The organism is Paenibacillus turicensis (assembly GCF_050461185.1).
Taxonomy (GTDB): Bacteria; Bacillota; Bacilli; order Paenibacillales; family Paenibacillaceae; genus Fontibacillus; species Fontibacillus turicensis_A.
The window spans coordinates 145,366-163,148 of the sequence record NZ_JBCMOR010000008.1; the positions used below are offsets into that span (position 1 = coordinate 145,366).

Here is a 17,783-nt window from a genome sequence, read left to right on the forward strand (position 1 = left end):
CTTAATTCCTAAACTCGCCTTGTGTCAGACCCATAGCCACTGGCTTAGGCTGCTCACAGTTTGTTTTCAATGTGACATACTGCTTAGTATCTGAGCTAGTCTGGAACGCATGCATCATTTCTAATACATGATTAGCTAGTTCGCCGTTCGCTCTAGGCTTTCCGCCATGCTCTATGCAATTCGCCATATCGGCTACGCCAATGCCTCTACTGTTTTCGCCATAGCTGTACACGAGCGGGAACTCTTTAAAGTCTTCTGCTCCAGCAGGTCGATACATAATAGGTCCGCCAAACGTATTGGGATCAGGGACAATTAACGTACCTGTTTCACCATAAATCTCTATACGTGGCAATGTACTACTCCATACATCAAAGCTTGTAATAATGGAAGCGATCGCACCACTTTGGAACTCAATATTTCCTGTAACATGTGTAGCAACCTCAACGGGAATGATCTGCCCAAACTTTTTGTCACTTGTAATTTTTCTTTCCTTAAAGGCAGCCCCCGTCATCCCACACACTGTAGCCGCAGGACCAAGCAAGGTCACTAAGGCAGTTAAGTAATACGGCCCCATATCTAACATCGGCCCACCACCATGCTGATAGTAAAACTCTGGATCTGGATGCCAGCTCTCATGTCCATGGCAGACCATAAAAGCGGTTGCAGCAACAGGTTTCCCAATATAACCATCATCAATTAACTTGCGACACGTCTGGATTCCTGCTCCTAAGAAGGTGTCTGGTGCGCTGCCTAACAGCAACTGCTTCTCAGCAGCCAATGCAACTAATTCATCCCCTTGCTCAGTCGATAAGGAAAGTGGCTTTTCTACATAAATATGTTTGCCATTTAAAAGTGCTTGCTTGCATAAATGAAAATGCTCTTGCGGTGTAGTTAAGTTCACGACGATTCCGATATCTGGAGAAGATAATAAGTCGTCCGTCGTCATCACATGCGGAACATTATATTTATTTGCCGCCTCAATCGCACGATCCTCAATCAGATCAGCAACGGCATATACTTCCACATTTCTAAACATATGGGTTAAATTTTGCAAATAGATATCACTAATACTTCCGCAGCCAATAATACCAACCTTAATCATGACTCACCCTCCAGTTATAGTATATTAAATTTATTTTGCTGCCCACAGGAAACCACGACGCATGAGCTCTTTTGCCTCTGGCACATCAAAGATATTAGCTTGGTGACCAAGAGAGTTATAAAACACTTTACCTTTACCCCATCGTTTTGTATAAACAACAGGCATATGAATAACACCATTCGCAGAATGGGGGCCTTCGCTGATTCCAAACGTAGTAGTGGCAAGGACATCCACTGCGGGATCAACATGTAAATAATATTGTTCAGAGGTGATCATGAAATCATTCATACCTTCTGTAATTGGACTTGAGCTCGTTTTTAAAATGTTGACTTCATATTCCACACCATCATTAAAAGGATGTGCCACCCATTGTGAACCAGTCATAAATTGCCATTCTACACTTTGACGAAACGAATCACACATGCCTCCATGACAGCCAGCTAAGCCAACGCCAGATTGTACAGCCTCTAACACAGGCTCAAGCTGCTCCTTCTTAATTTCGCCCATCGTCCATAATGGAACAATTAAATTTAAGCCCATTAACTTTTCCTTATCACAAAAGGCATCTAGTGTGTCAGAAATCTCTACTTCAAACCGTTCTTTTCTTAATACATCAGCGAAAATCTCCGATACTTCCTTAGGCTGGTGACCGTCCCATCCACCTTGCACGATCAATGCTTTTAGCGACATTTTTTTACACTCCTAATCTTATTTTATAATGATCCAGCTTTTCATTTGTATGAATTCTAATGTTTCAACTTAATTTAAATTGTAGTAGAGTGCCTATTTTAAATCTCGTCATTCCACTTGTTTATATGGACATTTTTTGCTATTGTACTGTTAATTACTTTGATTACGTTAAATTAATTCCACCAAGGGAGATTAAATTATAAATGCGTGCTTACCATGAAAATCGCTTATATTCCTCCAAACACCCTTTTTATGTTTCTCAACATCAAAATTTTAACTTTCTTGCTCATTGGCATACTGACGTTGAGCTTATTTATGTATGTGAAGGCTCCATCCGTATCGGGATCAATTCAGAATCTCGGTTACTTCATGCCGGGGACCTCGCAATATGTAGCAGTGGAGATATTCATTATTACGATAGCAACAACACTACCTCTACCATCATTCTTATTATTTTTCACCCTTCACTGATCGGATGTACCGGGAGTTGGCCAACACAAAGTAGATTTTTATCGCCTTTTATTGATGTTAATCTTACTATCAACGACTCACTTGTAGTCTTGCCCCAGCATCAGCAGGAGATTACGGAGCTTATCTTAAAGATTAAGCAGGAAATAGATAAAAGAGAGTCTCACTATGAAAATGTAACAACAGGGATGATTCATACGTTATGTGGACTTTTATTACGACATATCCCTTCCAGACAAATTGACCTAAGTGGGGATAATCGACGTATTTTAAACATGAAAATTATGCAGGAGGTATTAGATTATTTAGAAGCAAACTATATGAATGGGGTAAAGCTAGAGGAGGCCGCAAAGCAAGCAAAAATGAGCTTATTTCACTTTTCACGCTTTTTTAAAAATATTACGGGGATGAGTTATACGTCCTATCTCAACCGTTTGCGAATAGATAAAGCAGAAGAAATGATTATTTCTACACAGCAAACAATGCTAGAAATTGCATTAGAATGCGGGTTTACGAATGTTAGAACCTTTAATAGAGTTTTTAAACAACTGAAAAAATGCAAACCTACTGACTTACGCTTTCCAAAATAAAAAGGGATGCAAATAGCATCCCTCGTGAGTTATTTTATGGGAACCCAGCTTAATCTTAATTTACTCTAAGTCGTAAATTGAGCCAACCTTTAGTCCGTATAGCTCATTGTAAACCTTCTCTGCATACGCATCGGTCATCCCTGCAATGTAATCAACAATCATATGCTCCCATGTCCACAGTGGTGTCGGTTTACGTTGATCCTCTTCAAATCGTTGTAACCAATCACTTGGAATAATAGCCAAAGAGGTATCGGAATCAATAAATGCATCCCATAAACGGGTAATAATCCAAGCACTTCTTTTCTGGAGACGTTGCACCCTTAAGTCAGACACCATCGTTACCCAAGCAAAGCTTTTAAGTACACTTACAGTTCGGAGCATATCCTCATCCTCATCTACTTCGGTAAGAATACGATCTGATGTAGGCTCTGTGACAAAGGTAACCTTTTTCCAATCCCCTTCGCTAATACAACCTAAATGTGTCACAAACAAACTAACCCAATACGCCTTCACCTCACGTCTTGTCCGTGAAATATCTTGACCACAAATAGCGTACTTATCCTTCCACACTTGTAGAAATTCAGTTAAAACTTCATCTACTTTTTTGCGAATCGCTTCCCTACTCCAATTGCGCCATACCTGATCCTCTAGCGTTTCAATCTTTTGTACGATCAGATTTATGTTGGACGCCTCATGCATAAAGGTTTCATTGACTTGAATTTTACCTGCCTTAATTCCATCCTCAAGGTCATGAGAGGAATAAGCGATATCATCACACAGATCCATCAGCTGTGCTTCAAGCGTCTTTTTGCCATAAGGGATAGACCAACTGTCCCGAATGTGGGAAATGTACGCCCATTCATGCTGGTATAATCCCTTTTTATTTTCAGTCCCAGGAAAAGGATATTTATTTGTTCCAAGTAAAACGGCATCTGATAAATTAAGCCCGTCAATATTTTCACGCTTCTCTAGGAACATCATCAAGCGGAAATTGTGGGCATTACCTTCAAAGTGCTCATATTTGCGTTCTACTTCATTTCTAATCTGCTGTACATCTGCGGCAGTATAATGCGGAAGAGCTCGTAAAGCCGCCTGCACCTTTTCATCGATCAGTTTAGATAAAATACCTTGCAGCACCTCTTCACCTTTATGACCAAATGGGGGGTGACCAAAATCATGAGAAATCGCTGCACATTCCACCACTTCGGGATCAATGATTAAGCCTGGATGATCTGCCTCATCAGAATGAAGCTCAGGATATTTGCGTAGTAGACTTCTTGCAGCTTCTCGTGCAATTTGCGCCACCTCTAAAGAATGTGTCAGACGCGTGCGGTAATAATCTCCAGTGCCAGCACCAAAAATTTGTGATTTTCCTTGTAGTCTCCGAAAGGTAGGGGAATGAATTAAACGTGAATAATCTCGTTCAAACGTTGCTCTCGCTGTCTCATGACCAATATTATCGGGAAATTGCCGATGTTGTCTCATTTGTTTAATATCCATTATCGTTACCTCTCTATCTCCTACATTGATCTATAAGTTCCTTTTCTTTATTATAATCACTTGTATTCATCAAGGATAGCCACCTCGAAGCTGTATGCTGCCATCGGAAGCTTTTCCGTACTCGTTCCCGTCCAGCCTTCCCCATTTCTTTTATTTTATCCTGATCCGCAAGCAGCTCAGTAATAACCGGAACAAATGAAGCAGGGATTGTATTGAGCGGTAACAATCTCCCCGACTTCCCATCCTCTACAATTTCAGGGATTCCCCCTGACTGTGTCGCTATAACAGGGACCGCCGTTGCCATTGCCTCGACATTTACTAAGCCAAATGCCTCTTCTTCGCTTGAAGGAACAACAACGACATCTGCTACATTGTACCAATCTGCAATTTTGGGATATGAAATAAACGGCAAAAACATAATACGCTCCTTGTGTTTATGTGCCATCTTCTTTAAACGTTTAACATACCTGCTTTCTCGGTCATTACCATAAAGCGCACTTCCGATTATAAGCAACATCGCATCTGGCTGACGAGCTAGAATTTCCTCAAATGCATAAATGATATGATGAACCCCTTTGGATGGAATTAATCTGCCTACAAATAAAATAATCTTTTTGTCTTGTATCCCTAAATCGAGCATTCTAGCTTGACGTAATGCCTCTCCTTGAGGTGTCCATCTAGGTATAAAATCCTCCATACTCACGCCAAGTGGATTAACATGTATAGGCACTTGTAAGCCAGGAAAACGCCGCAGCAGTTCTTCCTTTAAAAATTGGCTGTTCACAATAATACCGTCCACCTGATTAAGCATCCTCAGCGTACAATGCTCTGGGCAATACGTACTAGAAATAAACGTAGTTGAATGTAATGTTAAAAATACGGTAGTAAAGGGAAGTCTGAGCTTTAAATGATACGCGATAAGCGGTCTATTATGCACATCAACCACCTCTGGGCGCCAAATGCGTAAATGACGTAGAATTGCCCCTTCATAAGCTTTTCCACCTGGCAAGCGATAACATGGTACACCACCAAGTAATATTTGTGTTTCCCCGTGCCCTTCTCCCCTGCCTAAAATATGAATTTGTAATTGATCTGCAACTAAAGGAACCATCTTTTCAATTACACGTTCAACTGAGCTACTTCGCCCTGATGGAATGACAAACGATCCTGGGGTAATTACTGCCACCTTACGCCCTTGTCCCTGCCCATTCCCTTGCCCCTGTACCATATCCACAATCCCCTTTTACCTATTTCGTTAAAATGAGCCTAATTAAAAGCTTCAAATTCGTATTAGGAGGCTACGTGTCAGAGGGTGGTTTCGACCCCTGTTAAACTCTAATTTTCTTATATTATATTTTTTATTGGATGAAAATCAGACTTTAAAGGCGGACGCTTCCGCTTCTACACCATCCCCCTGCCCCTCCGCTTATTCGAGCATATAAACTTTAAAAACTGAGCCTATTTAAATATACGAAACTTCTTTCATAAAGGTGAATGCCTTATCCTCTAATACTTATATTATTAGGCAATGATTTATGAAAAAAGAATGTGAAACTCAGCGAAGCCTAGCTGAAATTAGTGGTTACCTTCTAATAGGAATACTAAGCGAGGGCAGAGGGATTGTGGAGCAACAACGTGGTCGCATTTAAAACAGGATTCCAACCTTAACTTAATTGATGAAAGAAATCCGGTTTTAACAGCGAGCGCAGCAACCCTCTGTCTGAGCGTCCTGTTGCTTTTAATCATTAATTTTATTCAAAGCTTTGCCTATTGAAGCTTCTATTTTTTCATAGGTCATTGCCCCCTTCCCGCTAAAACAGGCTGTTGACTTACGAACAGTCGTCCACGCTTTTATGCCTTCATCACATAAATTGAAGTAAGACATATAAGCCACAACACGAAGGAGGGAGGAGTGATGGGGCAACAGCATGTAGGTATTCTCCTAAATTCCAGCATGTGCCGAGGCATTCCAACTCGAAAAACAGGTCAAGAATCTTTATCCAACTATGAGGAAATGGCAAAAGAATATGAATTGACTCCTTGTTTTTTTAAGCTAGGAGATATTGATATAAAGAGAAATAATGTCGTTGCTTACGTGGGGAACGGTAGAGAGTATGTAAAACAGATGATTGAAATCCCAAAGGTCATCCATAATCGAGCATTATATAATAACCATACTGCACACCTAAAATTGAAAAAACTTAGTGCAAACGGAATTAAAATATTTAATATGAACAATCGTTACGGCAAAGATATTATTCATCGTTTAGTCTGGAGTGCCCCTCATCTCCGTGATTATGTTCCTAATGCCGCTTCTGCTACACCTTATTCCATAAAAATTATGATGGCACGTTTTTCTGACCTTATTTTAAAGCCTGTGCGTGGTTCTGTTGGTCAAGGGGTTATGCGTTTGCGACGTGATCCTAAAGGCTGGTTATTTATGTATACCTCTCATCGCCGTCTTAGAACGATCAAGCTGCAGGGAGGCCAATTACCTAAATGGGTTCAACGTCATCTAAGTGTGACACCCTATTTAATTCAAGAGCGTATCCCACTCATTGAATATGAGCATCGCTGTATCGACTTACGTGTCACTGTACAACGTGGCTTAACAGGGGATTGGGGCATAACGGGCTTATTTGCCAAAGCGGCACCACAAGGTAGCTTTATATCAAATGTAGCTAAAGGTGGAGAGGCCTTTCCAGCTGAGTATGTTTTAAGTCAGTTGATGCCACCCGAACAAATGTTGATTTCCCTTACTCATGTCAAAACATTAGCACTAGGCATCGCCACACATCTTTCATCTAAGCTACCGCTTTTAGGTGATTTAGGACTTGATATCGGTTTAACGAAGGATGGACGTCCATTTTTTATTGAATGTAATGGTAGAGATCAGCGTTACGGCTTCCGTAAGGCGGGTTTATCAGACACTTGGAAGGAAACCTATCGTCAGCCGATGGCTTTTGCAAAGTATTTGCTTGATCAAAATACTGTATAAATCAATATGAAGGGGGACTTCAAGAAACTAGAGCATGTGTGCTAGTGGACTTGATTGTCCCTTTTATTTTTGGGTAAGAAACAATCCCGTATAAACAGGTAACAGTTTTGATATTGATTTAAGCCTTAAACTATGTCAATATAAGCAAAAGTAATGTAAATTTTGTTAGTAGGAAGTATGTTTACGCAGGAGGTTTACACTTGAGTTCGAAATGGATGAATTGGATGACAGAATTATCTTCAAGGAAATGGATTGCCTCGCTCACAGGCAAGTTCTCCCATTCTAAATTAAGCCGCCTCATTATTCCAAAATTTGCGAAGGCTTATGGTATTCCAATTGAAGAAGCAGAGAAGGAATTAAAAGAATACGCAACCTTAAATGAATTTTTCACCCGTAAATTAAAGCCAGGGCAACGCCCAATTTCTACTGAAGCAGACGTGATGGTTAGTCCAGTGGACTCGCTTATTACCGCAATGGGAAAAATTGATGCCGGTACGATACTTAATGTAAAGGGACAAGACTACTCGCTGGATGAGCTACTTCATCATTCTCCCCGTGCGGAGACCTACCGTCATGGGTACTTTTTTGTATTATATTTAAGCCCTACAGACTATCATCGTATTCATACACCTGTAGCAGGCAAAAAGCTTGAGTTTGAACACGTTAAAGGAAAGGTGTATCCTGTTAACGATCACGGGATGAGAAATATGCGTCAGGTGCTTAGTCGCAATGAACGGCTAATTACGTATATTGAACATGCTGGTGGCGAGGTTGCAGTCGTTAAGGTAGGTGCTATGAATGTCAGCAGTATTAAATACTCAGTTCCAGATGCGATGGAGTGGAAGCTCGGTGACGATTTCGCCTATTTTGAATTTGGCTCGACCGTTGTGCTTCTGACTGAAAATGATACCTTTGAGGTATCTCCCAATGTGGAAATTGGTACTAAGGTTAAAATGGGGCAAGCGTTAGGACATTTTAAGCAGCATTCATAATGCGTTTGATCAAAATGAGATTAGCACACAAATAGGAACCTAATATGAATTAAAAATAACCCAAACTATATATGGAACTTTGATTCCAATTTTGTACATAGCTTGGGTTATTATTTTTATTTTATTTTTTTACTTTATTTTAGTGACTAACTGTAATGTTACCTACAGAAGTTGTCAGTGTGATGGGAGGTCCTCCACCGTTAAGCTTAACTCCCTCTTTATCTATTCCTGTTAACTCCCCTAGTTCGGTAGTCGCCTCTACTTCAGAAGGTAAGGTAGATGGAACCTTTGCAATAAGATTTCCTAGCTCCACCTTCGCACTTAAGCTGCTAAAATTAGATCGTTTATCAATACTCATATCGAGCTGCCCTGTATTCACAATTATAGAGGAATCACCTGCGATTTGGATTTCCTGAACCTGAATTTCACCAACATCAGCTTGTAGCTGTAAGGAACCTTGTAGTTTGCTCATTGTAATATTGCCGACATTGCTATGGATTTGATACGCTGTAATTTGCTCAGGTACATAAATAGTATAGTCAACAAGCAATTTTGATGTATTATACTGATTTTGCGCCCAGTCCCATAGATTTTCATCTTGGTTTCCATGAGGATGGATCAATAAAGTTAATGTCTCTTGATCAGGTACAAGTGATATCTCTGCTTGCTGGAAAATTTGCTTTATTTTCTCCTTTTCTGCTTCACTTCGACTTACCCATAGCTTTGTCTCCACCTTGATTTCCCCACTTTTGGATGAAGGCTCGATCGTAATATTCCCTATTGGATGGTTAATGTTCAATGTTGTTGCGTTACTTACAGGCTGAGTTCTATTTATTTCAGTTAATACACCTTGATTTCTCATATCCTTACTCCAATCTGCTCCAGTTTCTTGGATTAAATCCCCAATCTGATGGACGGCATTTTGTGCACCACTCGCTACCTCTTTCAAATTATCCTCTAGCTGGTCAGTGCAACCTGATAACAATAGTGTAGAAGCTAGCAATGCAACACCTAGCATTTTTAAAGAATTCATTTTACTCCCCCTATATGTGTAAGCCTTATGTATAAATTCAGTATACTCCATTAAACATAGCTCAGCTTCAACCTCAGGTCTATAAAAAAACTAGACCGTAGTCTAGTTAAAAATTTTCTATCAATTAAGGCTTAACCTTAAAATCAGTGCTTGACAATAGGCAAACGCAGCGGATGAGCAGAGAGATGGTGGAAAAGCGGTAGCGTCCGCCTTTAAAGTTCCACTTTTATCATTTCTAGACTAGTTATAAAAAAGTGGAACTTTAACAGCGGTTGAAACCACTCTCTGCTACGTAGCCTCCCACCCCAAAGATTGTCAAGCACTGATTAATATGTTGAGCCGCAATTAAGTCATTTATCTAATTTCAGATGGGCTTTTTCCTGTGTACTGTTTAAATTGACGACTAAAAAAGAAAATATCCCGATACCCTAACGCATCTGCAACCTCGGTGACATTCATTCCTGCGTGTAACAACAAATGCTGCGCACGATCAATTCTAGATTTTATAATGTACGATTGGACAGACATACCGATGATTTCTTTAAATTTAATTGAAAAATATCTTGGGGACAACCCCGCTCTTGCTGCTAAATCCTCGACCTTGTGCGGCAATCCTGGATGCTGAACTACATAATTAGAAATTTCATGAATGACCTCTGCAAGCTGGTTACTCACCTTTTTTTCAACCTGTGGTTGGCGTTCTTCTCTCAGCAAGGAAATGAGCAGCTGCTTCAAAATCAGGCGAGCCTCTTCCTCTGCAGCATACGCTTGGATGAGAAACAAGCGAACATAACGTGACAGCATATACTCGAAGTCTAGCGTATCCTCCAATACTCGATAAGGGCTAGGCACCTCAGTCACTGGTTCAGTGACGTCAAAATGGATGTAGGTTAATACTAACGGTTTTTGAGGATTATGTGTTGCGGTCGTATGATCGCCTTTACGAAATAAAAAACAGCTTCCTTTGCCAACAGAAAAAGATTGGCCATTTAGCACAACAGTGCCCTCACCACTCCATACATAAAAAAGATCATAGTTATCTAATGCCTTTTCTCGCTTGCGCCATCTCCATGTCGGCTCACAAACAATTTTGGCAAATGCAGGTTTAAGTACAAATGAAGACGGTGATAGGTGGAGCATATTTTTATCCCTCCGTAAGTAGAGTCCAGACTTGTTATCCATATTATACTCATTTGTACGTTTTACCAAAAGTAACTTTTCAATATTTATTCTATAAAGTATTCATTTCTGTTGATGTAGAGAGTGACGACTATAGTTCAAGATGATATAATGTTAGGCAATATAATGGTTGTCGCCTAGTACAACTCACATCGAGAGGATGAGTTTTGAATGAACCCACTTGCGGAGCAGATGAATCATAATCTGAAATCCAGCAATATCCATGTATATGATATGTTGTCTACAATCGGAAAAGAAATTTACTTTCCTAAAGAGGGTATTCTTAATCAGTCTGCTGAAGCAGGTGCTAAAGCAACAAAATTTAATGCTACCATAGGGATTGCTACAGAAAACGGTACAGCAATGTATCTTAATGCAATTCAGGAAACATTATCTGCTTATCACCCGAATGATTTATATCCTTATGCCCCCCCTGCGGGTAAGCCTGCTCTTCGCAAGTTATGGCGCGAGAAAATGCTAACTGAAAACCCATCTCTCGAAGGTAAAGCCTTCAGCCACCCTATCGTTACAAATGCATTAACACATGGCTTAAGTATTGTTGCCGATTTATTTCTCGATGAAGGTGATGTCGTTATTTTTCCAGATAAAAACTGGGAAAACTACGAATTAACATATGGTGTACGTGGTCATGGTACAATTGTCAATTATCCGTTATTTACAGATGAAATGAAATTTAACAGCGCAGGGTTACGTGAAGCCTTGCTTGCTCAACAAGAAAAAGGAAAAGCCATCGTTCTTTTGAATTTTCCTAATAACCCTACAGGCTACACCCCTGGCGATCGTGAAGCCAATGAGATTGTAGCTGCCCTACTCGAAGCCGCTGAAGCTGGAATTAATGTTGTCGCGGTTACGGACGATGCTTATTTTGGACTGTTTTTTGAGGATACTATTTCAGAATCATTATTTGGTAAATTAGCAGGATTACACCCACGCATTTTACCGATTAAAGTAGATGGGGCAACAAAAGAAGAATATGTATGGGGCTTTCGTGTAGGCTTCATCACCTATGCTTGTAATGATAAAGCAGTTGTAGAGGCATTAGAAAATAAAACAACTGGAATTATTCGTGCCACAGTTTCAAGTTGTTCCCACCCTTCACAAACCTTTGTATTACATGCGTTGCAATCACCAGATTTCGCAGCTCAAAGGGAAGAGAAATTCATTACGATGAAACGTCGTGCCAATAAAGTCAAAGCGATTTTAGATAATGAGGATTATATTAAAGTATGGGACTACTATCCCTTTAACTCCGGTTATTTCATGTGCTTAAAATTAAAGCATGTGAAGTCTGAGGATTTACGTCAGCATTTATTGGAGCAATACGGAATTGGAACGATCGCTTTAGGAGAATACGACTTGCGTATCGCTTTTTCTTGTATTGAGGAAGAGGATCTCGAAGAGTTATATAGCTTGATTTATCAAGGTGTGCTTGATCTGTTGAAGAAATAAAATGATCTAAATGATTGAATATCATATAGTCATAAAGCAAACGAGAAGCCTTCAAAAAAACAAGGCTATAGAAAAACCTGAACGATTACGAAATTCTAAATTCAGAGCTTCGTAGTCATTCAGGTTTTATTTTTAATCTATATTTGCAATTCCCCATTGTCCTTCTTTGTTTTTAGTAAATGTAAACATAATATTTGTATTACTAATGGTATTATCTGAAGACTTTTCTGCATATCGAATTAATACATTAATTCTTACACGATCATCAATAATAAGCTTTTGAATGAATTCAACATCATAAAACATATATTTGTTTTTTTCTTCGCTAAAAAAGAGTGAGTCAAGTGTATTAGGTTGATATATATATTTATTAAAATTCTCTTTATCATGATCAACAACAGCTTTAAGCGTGCTATTTAACATATTAATAATCTCATCATTAAAAAAGCTTTCTTTATACTGCTCTAAATTAACAGCAACTTGTGGTTTAAAGTTATTTTTGGTAATCTCTCTGCTTTCCTTTGTTGAGTTATCTAATAATACTTGTGATTCAGGTTCCTTACTTTTGGGTGAAGTTGGTTGTTCTTTATTTTTATCTAATATATTTACTTGATTTTTTTGAGTATTCGGCTCTGAGGTATTTAGAGCCTTTTCTGTACTACAGCCCGATACAAACAAAGATCCGAATATACAGACAATTAATAATCTACAAGCTGATGCATTCATAAAGTATAATCCTCCTACTGATAGCTAAAAACTAAAAGACAGGTTTAAGTTTATGTTATCTCCTCAATGTGAAAAGCTTTTAAACCTATCCGAATGTGTTCTAAGCTTGTTCAAAATATAAGTTAAACTCACATCAGCTACAATAAAACCAACGGAATTAAGTATAAGATCATCAATGTCACAAAATCCTGTTCTTGTTATCCCTTGAATCAATTCAACAGCTACAATGAGGAGGATAAAGCCAGCATATTTTTTAAGCTTGCTAATCCCTTTAGGTAAAAGCAATATAGCGAACAATGCCATTGGCATAAACAAAACAAAATTTCCAAGTAGATTTTGAAGCACAGTACCTACATTTATATTGTGGCTTATCAAATCGTTAATGTAGTTAATTATTGTCTTGAATGGAACTAGATTAGTATTATCCTTCATATAGTCAGACCAAGAATTATATTCCCAAGTAGGCCCACCTTTAAACAAAAAGAAATAGAGCAACACAATATAATATGTAAAATAGCTTAGTAACCCAAGCCTCACTACTCCAATCTGTTCTTTTGTCTCCGTAGCCAACAATTTATGAAACTGCTTCCCTACAAAAATACTAACAATATAACCCAAACCTAACAACAGCAAATATTTCATAACTTCTGTATTATAATCCGCCACGATTACGATATAACCTGTGAAGACTAGAATCGCTAACGCTATAATGTAAAATATGAGTGCCCCTAGCTTTTTGAATAAATTTTTAGTATTCATTGCCTAGATATCCTCCTTAACGATTTTCCTATTATACGTTGTCTTCTAGTTTTTTCTACGCTTTAAATATTTAACTAAAAGTACACTTAAATAAATTAAATAAACAAAAACACCTAGTCCAACAAAAGTAATAATTATATTTTCCCAAAGTATAGTCATAATAAAGCCTCCTGATTCTAGTTAGTAATAATACTTGTACTTCACCATCTCTTTATTATAAACGAAATCTCCCTCCATTTCTTTCCACACTCCATAATCCTAATCTGGTCCTATTTATATGCTTTGCAAGCAAAACATCATACACTGAAAATGACCTTATGTAGTCCCCCTATACTTTCCCAAATTTAAAAGGCTCAATCTTGAAATCAGTGCTTGACAACCACCCCAAACTAGCGGAGAGACAGAGCGATTCTGAAGATTGTCTTTAAAATCAAATTCCCCCATTTATATACTCCAGTCAAAGGAATATGATTTTAACACAATCGTAAGAACGCTCTGGATCGTAGCTTCTAGCCTAATGTCATTGTCAAGTATTGATTTTTAAATAGAGCCATTTAAAAATTAAACATTGCTACATAAGGTTATCTGCCCAATCATCTAAAGGCGTTCTGACATAAACTACGATTGTAATATAACAATTCTTCACACAGAGAGGGGAATAAGTACATGGGAGCAATTGAAGAAACAAGAGGTTATGGTGCTGCTGGTCTTTTTACTAGCACAGGGGTTATTCTTGTATTGTTTATCCTCTTAGTTATCGTTAGCCGCGCATTTGTATAATTCATTACTGATCCAGTAAGGGTTATACCAAAAAAGGTGACTGGAGTTGTCTATAAGACAACTCTAGTCACCTACTTCAACGTTTACCACATTATTGATCTACCGTTACTCCTCTTCCTCTCTCCACTTTCGAATCCAAGTAGCACGAAGCGCAATAATGAATATTAATCCTAAACCAAGTGCAGCCAGCTTGATTGTCAGCTCCCCTACTGGAACAAATAACATTGGCAACCACATGATAAGACTGATCACACCTAGGAAGGAGGTAATCACACTGATTAATGTATTTTTCCGCACCCCTTCTGGGATTGGATAATATTGTACCGCAGGCGAATCCTCATGTACTTGGCGTAAGGAGGTTAGCTGTGCCCCAATTAAGAAAATAAACAATAGATACACAGCAAGCCCAAGCCAGCTTCCCCCACTCCAGCCAACTAGAAAAGCACCTAATATACCTAAGCGAATGACGATCGCTAACAATTCACTACGAATCAACGTTTTTTGCAATAAATATTTGTACGACAATTCCTTTTTCCAAGGCAGATGTTGCCCTATACTGGAGAGCCAGACACGATGTACGATCTTTTGTCCTTCAGCTTGGACATCTACAAACCAGCTCAACACAAGCATCACCCTTGAAGCGGATGCCTTCTCAATCGCAATCAGATTTTCCCATGCTAACCGATGCTTCATCGGGATACGCAATACAACTAAATAGGTGGCGATAACCAGGAGTGAGAAAATAATACTTTTCCAAATTGGTTGCCAGAGCCATACGCCTAAAATGAGGATCAGCACACTAAAACGCATCAGTTTAAGTAATCTTCTCGTGCTTTGGGAGATCGTATTGATTTCCTGCCAGTAGCCGTAGCCACTCACACATTTTAAAATAGTAAGTAAAAGTAGCAATAGCCAGATTGGTAACATGTCAATTTTACTAATAATTACCATCGGCCACAAAACGAGGACAATTAAAAATAATCCCAAAAGCTTATACACAATGCCACGAATAAAGGTAGGTCTCAAATACTGATCCATTATACTTTCTTGAGGCATCAACAATACAACATCTGCTTCACGTAAATAAGTACGAAAGCTAACATGTGCAATAAATAAAGCCAATGTAAAAAACACAATAAAGCGAACTGGAAAGTCTACAGGAAAATGAGTTAAAAAGGTGGTGTACCATGCTGAAAATGTAATTAAGCTAATTAGCAGTAGCACAGCGACACCGCTTTGCATCACATAAGGAAAAAAGGGAAGCACTTTGCCCCAAAAGGCGTGCTTACGTTTTTGATAAAGTGCTTTAAGCTCCATATCTATTCCCCATCCTTAACGAGGGCATAAAACATGTTTTCTAATGTAGCTCCACGCATTCCTGTGTGCTCCCCGATATTTTCAAGCGTTCCTTGAGCTATCACAGCCCCGCGATGCAACACGATAAACCGATCACAATACCCTTCAATCGTAGATAAAATATGTGAGCTTAGCAAAATAGAGGCGCCTTCATCCCGAATTCGCTTCATAAATTCTAATAATGAACGAATACCTAGCGGATCCAGTCCCAAAAATGGCTCATCAATAATATACAAAGGAGGGCGTGCAACAAAAGCACACATAATCATCACCTTTTGCTTCATCCCTTTGGACAAATGCATTGACAAGCTATCTGCCTTTTCCTCCATGCGAAACAGCTTTAATAGCTCCTCTGCTCTTTGCTTATAGGCTTGTTGATCGATTCCATACGCACGTGCTGCAAATTCTAAATGCTCTCGAACAGTTAATTCCTCATACAAAAGCGGAGATTCAGGTACAAAGGCTAGCGAGGACTGATATTGATCTGGTGCTTCATTTTTAGTGCTGCCTTGGATTAAAATATTCCCTTGATGAGGAGTCATCAGACCTAACACATGTTTCATCGTGGTGCTTTTTCCAGCTCCATTTAAACCAATTAAGCCCACCATTTCCCCTGGCTTCACATCAAAGCTCACATCATGTAATACAGGCTTGCCGATGCTATATCCACCTGTTAATTGTTTTATTTCAAGTACAGGAGTCTCACTCAATGCTGCTTCCTCCTTTATTTTTTATCCTTTAACCATCTTGGAGCTCCTTTATTTTTCCGCTCTAATTCAAGCTCCTTTTTGCTTTTACGTTTGTTTGTCGGCTGACTTTGCATATTACTTCCTTTTTTCTTAGGCTCAGTTTTCGCCTTAGGCTTAGGCTTAGGAGTTGATACGTAACCTATGTTGGTTGATGATTTTACATCACCCTTTGGATGTCTTTTTGGGCGCTCCCCAGCATCCAGCAGTTTACCATCAAACAATTGACGTGCAGCAATTTCAATGTCTAGCTCTTTAGAAAACTTATTCATAATAAATTGCTCCTGTGGTGTGACGAGGGAAATAACTGTCCCTTTCCTCCCCATTCGTCCTGTCCGACCAGAACGATGAACATAATGATCGCTATCAATCGGAGGATCAAAATTAATGACAAGCTCTAGCTCCTCTATATCCAGCCCTCTTGATGCAATATCGCTGGCAACTAATACTTCAATTTTCCCTTCACGGAAACGACGTAAGGTTAAGCTTCTTACCGTTTTGTCTGCATCACCATACAAGCCACCCGCTTCCAGATTGACATAGCTTAGCTTCGCTTCTACTTCAGCAATACGGTCAACATGATTCACAAATACGATAACACGTTTTGTGTTAAATTGACGCACAAGTCTACGTACATAGTCCACCTTGTCGCGTCCATCACACGTGATATACAAATGCGTTAAAGTTGTCGCTGTTTTTGCCTCAGGTTCAATACCAATCTGAACTAAGTTTTGCATTTGACGTTGGGCAAGATTCAAAATTTCGTCATTGATCGTTGCAGATAAAAATAATAGCTGACGTTCCTTTAGCGTACCACGCAAAATATGCTCTAGCTCGGCTCTGCCCCCAAGCTGGAACATTTGATCCACCTCGTCTACAACGATCATTTTTACGGTATGCAGCTTAAGCTTACGTAAAGCTACGATTTCCCGTATTCGTCCAGGCGTTCCCACAACAATATGTGGGTGCAGACGAAGCTTCTCTAATTGTCTTTTAATCGCTGCCCCCCCAATTAAGGGTTGTGACGAAATGCCAAGTGGCTCGCCATAATTTTCAGCCTCACGCTGAATTTGCATCGCTAACTCTTGCGTAGGTGCCAAAATAATAGCCTGCAAGCCTTTTTCCTCTGGGTTGATACGTTGAAGCAACGGTAATAAATAGGCAAGCGTTTTTCCTGTCCCTGTCTGGGATTGAGCAAGTATATCTTTACCTTCCAGTGCAGCAGGAATACTCTCTGCTTGTACCTGAGAAGGTGTTGTTATCCCGTAATCTGCAAGCTTGTCTACTAATACATTGCTTATACCTAAGCCTGCAAAAGTGGTTAATGTCATTGTATTCATCCTCTGTGGTCAAAATTTAGTTCATATTATATTTTGGCAAATAGTTCAAGCAAA

Annotated in this window: 16 protein-coding genes; 5 read left to right on the plus strand and 11 right to left on the minus strand. The window is 39.3% G+C overall.

Translation table 11 applies throughout. The features are described 5' to 3' along the window. Position 1: 1 nt before the first annotated feature. Positions 2-1,102 carry a Gfo/Idh/MocA family protein gene (locus ABE099_RS14215; RefSeq protein ID WP_430031796.1) on the minus strand — a complete coding sequence of 367 codons (1,101 nt, stop codon included), beginning with the start codon at positions 1,100-1,102 and terminating at the stop codon, positions 2-4. A 30-nt stretch (positions 1,103-1,132) separates the two neighbouring features. Continuing rightward, positions 1,133-1,792 carry a ThuA domain-containing protein gene (locus ABE099_RS14220; RefSeq protein ID WP_430031797.1) on the minus strand — a complete coding sequence of 220 codons (660 nt, stop codon included), beginning with the start codon at positions 1,790-1,792 and terminating at the stop codon, positions 1,133-1,135. Between the two features lie 203 nt (positions 1,793-1,995). On the opposite strand from ABE099_RS14220, the gene ABE099_RS14225 reads away from it, so the two are divergent. Beyond that, positions 1,996-2,850 carry an AraC family transcriptional regulator gene (locus ABE099_RS14225; RefSeq protein ID WP_430031798.1) on the plus strand — a complete coding sequence of 285 codons (855 nt, stop codon included), beginning with the start codon at positions 1,996-1,998 and terminating at the stop codon, positions 2,848-2,850. A 60-nt stretch (positions 2,851-2,910) separates the two neighbouring features. Here ABE099_RS14225 and ABE099_RS14230 read toward each other — a convergent pair whose 3' ends face one another. Next, on the minus strand, positions 2,911-4,350 hold the full coding sequence (locus ABE099_RS14230; RefSeq protein ID WP_430031799.1) for a deoxyguanosinetriphosphate triphosphohydrolase family protein: 1,440 nt from the start codon (positions 4,348-4,350) through the stop codon (positions 2,911-2,913). A 13-nt stretch (positions 4,351-4,363) separates the two neighbouring features. Beyond that, positions 4,364-5,578, minus strand: coding sequence for a glycosyltransferase family 4 protein (locus ABE099_RS14235; protein WP_430031800.1), 1,215 nt, complete (start codon positions 5,576-5,578; stop codon positions 4,364-4,366). Between the two features lie 687 nt (positions 5,579-6,265). On the opposite strand from ABE099_RS14235, the gene ABE099_RS14240 reads away from it, so the two are divergent. Beyond that, entirely contained in the window at positions 6,266-7,348 is a 1,083-nt protein-coding gene (locus ABE099_RS14240; RefSeq protein ID WP_430031801.1) for a YheC/YheD family protein, read from the plus strand. Between the two features lie 200 nt (positions 7,349-7,548). Further along, positions 7,549-8,340, plus strand: coding sequence for an archaetidylserine decarboxylase (gene asd, locus ABE099_RS14245; protein WP_430031802.1), 792 nt, complete (start codon positions 7,549-7,551; stop codon positions 8,338-8,340). A 139-nt stretch (positions 8,341-8,479) separates the two neighbouring features. On the opposite strand, the gene ABE099_RS14250 is transcribed toward asd, so the two are convergent. Both ABE099_RS14250 and ABE099_RS14255 read right to left on the minus strand, forming a co-directional pair. Further along, positions 8,480-9,373: a DUF4097 family beta strand repeat-containing protein gene (locus tag ABE099_RS14250; RefSeq protein ID WP_430031803.1), complete on the minus strand. Its 894-nt coding sequence runs from the start codon at positions 9,371-9,373 to the stop codon at positions 8,480-8,482. 354 nt (positions 9,374-9,727) lie between these two features. Then, positions 9,728-10,513, minus strand: a complete 786-nt coding sequence (locus ABE099_RS14255; protein WP_210089289.1) for a helix-turn-helix domain-containing protein — start codon at positions 10,511-10,513, stop codon at positions 9,728-9,730. Between the two features lie 210 nt (positions 10,514-10,723). On the opposite strand from ABE099_RS14255, the gene ABE099_RS14260 reads away from it, so the two are divergent. Continuing rightward, positions 10,724-12,022, plus strand: a complete 1,299-nt coding sequence (locus ABE099_RS14260; protein ID WP_430031804.1) for an aminotransferase class I/II-fold pyridoxal phosphate-dependent enzyme — start codon at positions 10,724-10,726, stop codon at positions 12,020-12,022. 132 nt (positions 12,023-12,154) lie between these two features. Here the strand turns inward: ABE099_RS14260 and ABE099_RS14265 are convergent, their stop codons facing one another. Beyond that, positions 12,155-12,748: a hypothetical protein gene (locus ABE099_RS14265; protein ID WP_430031805.1), complete on the minus strand. Its 594-nt coding sequence runs from the start codon at positions 12,746-12,748 to the stop codon at positions 12,155-12,157. 63 nt (positions 12,749-12,811) lie between these two features. After that, a complete protein-coding gene (locus tag ABE099_RS14270; RefSeq protein WP_430031806.1) occupies positions 12,812-13,507 on the minus strand; it encodes a VanZ family protein in 696 nt (231 codons plus the stop codon). Positions 13,508-14,173: 666 nt separating this feature from the next. Here ABE099_RS14270 and ABE099_RS14275 point away from each other — a divergent pair. Further along, entirely contained in the window at positions 14,174-14,287 is a 114-nt protein-coding gene (locus ABE099_RS14275; protein ID WP_430031807.1) for a YjcZ family sporulation protein, read from the plus strand. Positions 14,288-14,392: 105 nt separating this feature from the next. Here the strand turns inward: ABE099_RS14275 and ABE099_RS14280 are convergent, their stop codons facing one another. From ABE099_RS14280 to ABE099_RS14290, 3 genes are read right to left on the minus strand one after another with little or no spacing between them, the layout of a single operon-like run. Continuing rightward, a complete protein-coding gene (locus ABE099_RS14280) occupies positions 14,393-15,604 on the minus strand; it encodes an ABC transporter permease (protein WP_430031808.1) in 1,212 nt (403 codons plus the stop codon). 2 nt (positions 15,605-15,606) lie between these two features. Next, a complete protein-coding gene (locus ABE099_RS14285; protein ID WP_430031809.1) occupies positions 15,607-16,353 on the minus strand; it encodes an ABC transporter ATP-binding protein in 747 nt (248 codons plus the stop codon). A 14-nt stretch (positions 16,354-16,367) separates the two neighbouring features. After that, positions 16,368-17,720 (minus strand): DEAD/DEAH box helicase, encoded by a 1,353-nt coding sequence (locus tag ABE099_RS14290; protein ID WP_430031810.1) that lies wholly within the window; start codon positions 17,718-17,720, stop codon positions 16,368-16,370. Positions 17,721-17,783: the final 63 nt, after the last annotated feature.

Coding starts and splice junctions, on each gene's coding strand:
- ABE099_RS14215 (WP_430031796.1), bottom strand. CDS start 1,102: ATGATTAAGGTTGGTATTATTGGCTGCGGAAGTATTAGTGATATCTAT.
- ABE099_RS14220 (WP_430031797.1), bottom strand. CDS start 1,792: ATGTCGCTAAAAGCATTGATCGTGCAAGGTGGATGGGACGGTCACCAG.
- ABE099_RS14225 (WP_430031798.1), top strand. CDS start 1,996: ATGCGTGCTTACCATGAAAATCGCTTATATTCCTCCAAACACCCTTTT.
- ABE099_RS14230 (WP_430031799.1), bottom strand. CDS start 4,350: ATGGATATTAAACAAATGAGACAACATCGGCAATTTCCCGATAATATT.
- ABE099_RS14235 (WP_430031800.1), bottom strand. CDS start 5,578: ATGGTACAGGGGCAAGGGAATGGGCAGGGACAAGGGCGTAAGGTGGCA.
- ABE099_RS14240 (WP_430031801.1), top strand. CDS start 6,266: ATGGGGCAACAGCATGTAGGTATTCTCCTAAATTCCAGCATGTGCCGA.
- ABE099_RS14250 (WP_430031803.1), bottom strand. CDS start 9,373: ATGAATTCTTTAAAAATGCTAGGTGTTGCATTGCTAGCTTCTACACTA.
- ABE099_RS14255 (WP_210089289.1), bottom strand. CDS start 10,513: ATGCTCCACCTATCACCGTCTTCATTTGTACTTAAACCTGCATTTGCC.
- ABE099_RS14260 (WP_430031804.1), top strand. CDS start 10,724: ATGAACCCACTTGCGGAGCAGATGAATCATAATCTGAAATCCAGCAAT.
- ABE099_RS14265 (WP_430031805.1), bottom strand. CDS start 12,748: ATGAATGCATCAGCTTGTAGATTATTAATTGTCTGTATATTCGGATCT.
- ABE099_RS14270 (WP_430031806.1), bottom strand. CDS start 13,507: ATGAATACTAAAAATTTATTCAAAAAGCTAGGGGCACTCATATTTTAC.
- ABE099_RS14275 (WP_430031807.1), top strand. CDS start 14,174: ATGGGAGCAATTGAAGAAACAAGAGGTTATGGTGCTGCTGGTCTTTTT.
- ABE099_RS14280 (WP_430031808.1), bottom strand. CDS start 15,604: ATGGAGCTTAAAGCACTTTATCAAAAACGTAAGCACGCCTTTTGGGGC.
- ABE099_RS14290 (WP_430031810.1), bottom strand. CDS start 17,720: ATGACATTAACCACTTTTGCAGGCTTAGGTATAAGCAATGTATTAGTA.